Below are 4274 nucleotides of genomic sequence, written 5' to 3'. Positions count from 1 at the left end.
GAACCAGGTCTTCTCCGGGTGCAGTCAGTGGTGTCGCTTTTCTCGGCCCCGGCGCTCGCACAGACACGTCGCCGACAACGGCGTCATCTCCAACTTCAAGACCAGCGAACGACATGGCCGATGCGACAGTGTCGGCTTCAGTCCCCTGATCATCAGGTGTTAGAGCAACGCCTTCTGGCGTGGATTCTGACCACCAGTTCCACCATCGGCGCGTCGGGCGTCCCCTCCATCGTTTCTTCACGAAGCCGAGGGTAGAGAGCACCTCCGACGATCTGTCTGGACGGTCTCGGCCTCTGCGCCGGCCGGTAAGTGACCGCGGGGCCCGACACTCAACGTGTCAGGCCCGCTCGTGCGTGGGTGATGCCCGCCGGCAGCACGGCGTAGACGAGACCACGGAACAGCGATGGGGCCCGACCTCTCGGTCGGCCCCCATCGTGAAGAGCACGGGCTTACTCCCCCTACTTCGGGGAAGGCCCTTGGTTGGTTGGTTGGTGGAGCTGGCGGGAATCGAACCCGCGTCCTCGAGCGTCGAACCAGGTCTTCTCCGGGTGCAGTCAGTGGTGTCGCTTTTCTCGGCCCCGGCGCTCGCACAGACACGTCGCCGACAGGCCCAGTCAGGAAAAAGTCCCGATCAACCCTCCTGACAGGAGTCGATCAGCAAGTCTCCTGGTCGACGCCAGGATCCGGGACGGAGACAGATGCCCGGTCTGACGCTTCGATCACCGCTCAGGCGGCGAGAGCGAAGGAACTGCGCTTAGCGTTGGCAGTTATAGGTTTCCAGCGATCGTTAACGAGATGACGCTGGCTCCTCGACCCGCTTCCCCTGGAACTAACGTCCCAAGTCGAAACCGATCAGCCCCTCTTGAGTTGTGGTCCCAGTCTAGGGGTCAACGCCCGAGAACACCCATCCACATCCCGATACCGGAGCCTTGTGTTTTCGAACGTATGTTCGATATCATGGGGCATGGCAGTCCTTCTCGATCTACCGCCGGTCTCGGCGACCGCGTCGCCTGCCGGGGTGGACGAGCTGCATGCGCTCATCGATCGTCTCGAGGTGGGCGAGGGCGAGCCGACCCCGCGGTTCGCCGAGCTCGTGGCCGATCTCGACCGAGCCATCCGCAGGCTGGAAGCGGCCAAGCTGAGACTCGTGGCTGCCGCTGACCGAGCGCGAGTGGCCGAGGCGAGCGGGATGCCCGACACGGGGTCCTGGCTGGCGCGCCAGACCCGCGCGGCTTCGGCGGAGGCGAGTCGGTCGGTCCGGCTCGCGACCGCACTCGCCGAACGTGAACGGCCGACGACCGCGGCGCTGGCAGCCGGCGTCGTCTCCCCGCAGCATGCCGCGGTGATCGTGCGGGCGACGTCCTCGCTGCCCGACGACCTGGACGCGAGCGCGGTGGAGACGATCGAGGGACGCCTCGTCGAGAAGGCGAAGCACCTCGACCCGAGACAGCTACACCGGGTGGCGCGCCGGGCCCTGGCCGAGGTCGAGTCAGACCGGGCCGTCGTCGACGCCCACGAGGACGCCCTGGTGCGCGACGAGGAACGGCGTGCCCTGGCGCGCGCTCGCCTCACCCTCCACGACAACGACGACGGCACGATCACCGGACACTTCACGGTGCCTGCCGTCGCCGGGGCGATCCTCACCCGGGTGATCCAGTCGATGACCGCGCCGCGACGGGCGAGGCTAGGCGCCACCGAGGCGCAGGCAGGCACTCCCGCGGGTCGCGGTGACGTCACCCACCAGGCCGGGCTGGCCTTCGTCGAGCTGATGGAGCACCTGCCGACCGACCGGCTTCACACCAAGACGGCAGCCACGGTGGTGATCACCCTCGACCACGACAAGCTCACCGCCGCGTTGGGCGTCGCCGGGCTCGACACCGGTGACGTCGTCTCTGCGGGTGACCTGCGACGCCTGGCCTGTGGCGCCGGGCTGGTCCCGGCAGTGCTGGGCGGGTCGAGCCTTCCGATGGATCTCGGTCGCACCAGCCGACTGTTCACCGAGCACCAACGCGTCGCGCTGGCGACCCGTCACTCGACCTGCGCGGCGGACGGATGCGAACGGCCGTTCGCCTGGTGCGAGCTCCACCATCGAGATCCGTGGAGTCGCGGCGGGCGCAGCGACCTTGCCGACGCCGTGCCACTGTGCGGCTTCCACCATCGGCGCATCCACGACCCGGGCTACCGACATCGCTTCGGGCCCGCCGGTGTCACCTTCCATCGGCAGACGTGACGGACCCCAGCAGTTGCGCACCGTTCTCCCAGCACACCGCCCGCAGCCAGTCGTCTCCCAGGTCGAGCCGTGCCAGTGCCTCGAGCTGGTGTGCATAGGGGTACGGGATGGTCGGGAAGTCACTGCCCAGCAGCACCTTCGGCTGCAGGTCGGCCAGGCGTCCGAGCAGGTCGCGCGGGTACGGCGCGTCGACCTCGAAGAAGTCCGTGAACACCATGGTGGTGTCGAGGCGCACCTCCTCGAAGCTCTCGGCGAGAGCGAGGAAGTCGACGTACTCCGGTGCCCCCATGTGGGCGATGACCGCCACCAGGCGTGGGTACCGGGCCAGCAGCCTGCGCATCGGCTCGGGTCCGGTGAAGTCGTTGCCGACAGGGCCGGATCCGGCGTGGATCACCACCGGCGTACCGGAGTCCTCGAGACTCCCCCACACGTCGTCGAGCAGCGGGTCACCCAGATCGAACTCCCCCACCTGGACATGGATCTTGAAGATCTCCACGCCCTCGGCCAGCAGGTCCCCGACGTACGTCGCCGCCTCGGGCTCGGGGTAGAACGTCGCCGACCACAGCGAATCCGGCACGTCGCGGGCGAAGCCCCGCGCCCAGTCGTTCAGGTAGCAGGCGACCCCGGGACGGTGGGCGTAGGGCAGCGTCGGGAACCGGCGCACCCCCATCGCACGCAGGTGCTCGACCCGCTCGTCGTGCGCACCGCGGTAGCGGATCGGCCACTCACGTCCGATCTTCGGACCCGCCCGGTCGAACTGCTCGTAGACGCGCCGCTGGATGTTCTCCGGCAGGAAGTGGACGTGCACGTCGAAGAGACCCGGCACCCCGAGCGCCCGCCAGAAGGCGGGTACGTCGGAGTCCTTCACTCCATGCCCTTGAGCCGCCGCCCGAGGGCCTGCTCCTTCTCCCGGTTGGCCTGCCGCTCGGCGAGGGAGTGGCGCTTGTCCCAGGACTTCTTGCCCTTGGCCAGCGCGATCTCGACCTTCGCGCGCCCGTCGAGGAAGTACAGCGCCAGCGGGACGACCGTGAGCCCCTTCTCGTTGACCCGCCGCTCGATCTTGTCGAGCTCGTGCCGGTTCAGCAGGAGCTTGCGCTTGCGGCGGGCCGAGTGGTTGGTCCAGGTTCCCTGGGTGTACTCCGGGATGTGGACGCCGTGCAGCCACGCCTCGTGGTCCTCGATGTCGACGAAGCCGTCACCGAGCGACGCGCGACCCATCCGCAGCGACTTCACCTCGGTGCCCATGAGCACCAGCCCGGCCTCGTAGGTGTCCTCGATGTGGTAGTCGTGCCGCGCCTTCTTGTTCTGCGCGATGAGCTTGCGCCCCTGGTCCTTCGGCATGTCGCCAGTGTCTCAGGCGGACGGTCGCCGGCTACATGTAGTTCATCGGGTTCACCGGCTGGCCGTTGGCCAGCACCGTGTAGTGCAGGTGGCACGCGGTCGACCAACCGGTGGTGCCGCCGTACCCGACGACCTCTCCGCGGGACACCGTCGCGCCCGTACCGACGCGGTAGCCCGACAGGTGGTTGTAGACCACGGTGATGTACCTGCCGTTGACCATGCCGACCCCGAGATAGAGCCGGTTGCCGTAGACCGAGGAGTAGTACTCGGTGATCACGCGACCGGACGCCGATGCGTAGAGCGGCTCCCCGCAGCCGGCCCGGAAGTCCGTGCCGTTGTGCAGCCCCCAGTAGCCGTAGATCGGGTGCCGTCGGTAGCCGTAGGGCGAGGTGACGATGCCCGGCACCGGGCGGTCGAGGAAACCGCCGGTGGCGCCGTTGAACCCGCCGCTGGACCGGGCGGCCTTGCGGGCCTGGGCGAGGATCTTCTGCTTGATCCGCTCCTCCTCCTTGCGCAGCCTGTTCAGGATCGCAAGGTCGTGCTGGCGGGCGCGGGCGGCCATCTGCCGGGCAGAGCGCCGCTCGCCCACGAGGACCTGGACCGCCTGCTTGGCGTCGACGGCCTCGTCGCGGAGGTTCTTCATCTCCACCAGGTGCTCGGCGGCGGCCTCCCGCTGTACGGCGACCTCGTCGCGGGCCTCCAC

4 protein-coding genes and 1 other RNA gene are annotated in these 4274 nt (G+C 68.4%); 1 reads left to right on the top strand and 4 read right to left on the bottom strand.

Features of this window, described 5'->3' with window-relative positions; genetic code table 11:
- Positions 1 to 489 precede the first annotated feature (489 nt).
- Positions 490 to 860, bottom strand: a transfer-messenger RNA (tmRNA) gene (gene ssrA, locus VFN12_RS05325).
- A 158-nt stretch (positions 861 to 1018) separates the two neighbouring features.
- Here ssrA and VFN12_RS05320 point away from each other — a divergent pair.
- The gene (locus tag VFN12_RS05320) at positions 1019 to 2230 is read left to right on the top strand and encodes an HNH endonuclease signature motif containing protein (RefSeq protein ID WP_325117564.1); all 1212 of its coding nucleotides are present in this window, start codon (positions 1019 to 1021) and stop codon (positions 2228 to 2230) included.
- Here the strand turns inward: VFN12_RS05320 and VFN12_RS05315 are convergent.
- The 3 genes from VFN12_RS05315 to VFN12_RS05305 form a co-directional block, all read right to left on the bottom strand.
- Entirely contained in the window at positions 2208 to 3098 is an 891-nt protein-coding gene (locus VFN12_RS05315; protein ID WP_325117563.1) for an amidohydrolase family protein, read from the bottom strand. The genes VFN12_RS05320 and VFN12_RS05315 overlap by 23 nt on opposite strands.
- Complete coding sequence (gene smpB / locus VFN12_RS05310) at positions 3095 to 3571, bottom strand: SsrA-binding protein SmpB (protein WP_325117562.1); 477 nt, start codon at positions 3569 to 3571, stop codon at positions 3095 to 3097. Before smpB ends, VFN12_RS05315 begins: the two co-directional genes overlap by 4 nt.
- Before the next feature lie 31 nt (positions 3572 to 3602).
- Positions 3603 to 4274, bottom strand: a 672-nt coding sequence (locus VFN12_RS05305; RefSeq protein WP_325117561.1) for a M23 family metallopeptidase, incomplete at its 5' end; no start/stop codon positions are given.

Source organism: Nocardioides sp. (genome assembly GCF_035703625.1).
Taxonomy (GTDB): Bacteria; Actinomycetota; Actinomycetes; order Propionibacteriales; family Nocardioidaceae; genus Nocardioides.
This window is presented reverse-complemented; position numbering and strand designations above follow the sequence as displayed.

What these genes read in the sequence shown, in the direction of transcription:
- smpB (WP_325117562.1), bottom strand. Translation starts at nt 3,571, where the DNA reads ATGCCGAAGGACCAGGGGCGCAAGCTCATCGCGCAGAACAAGAAGGCG.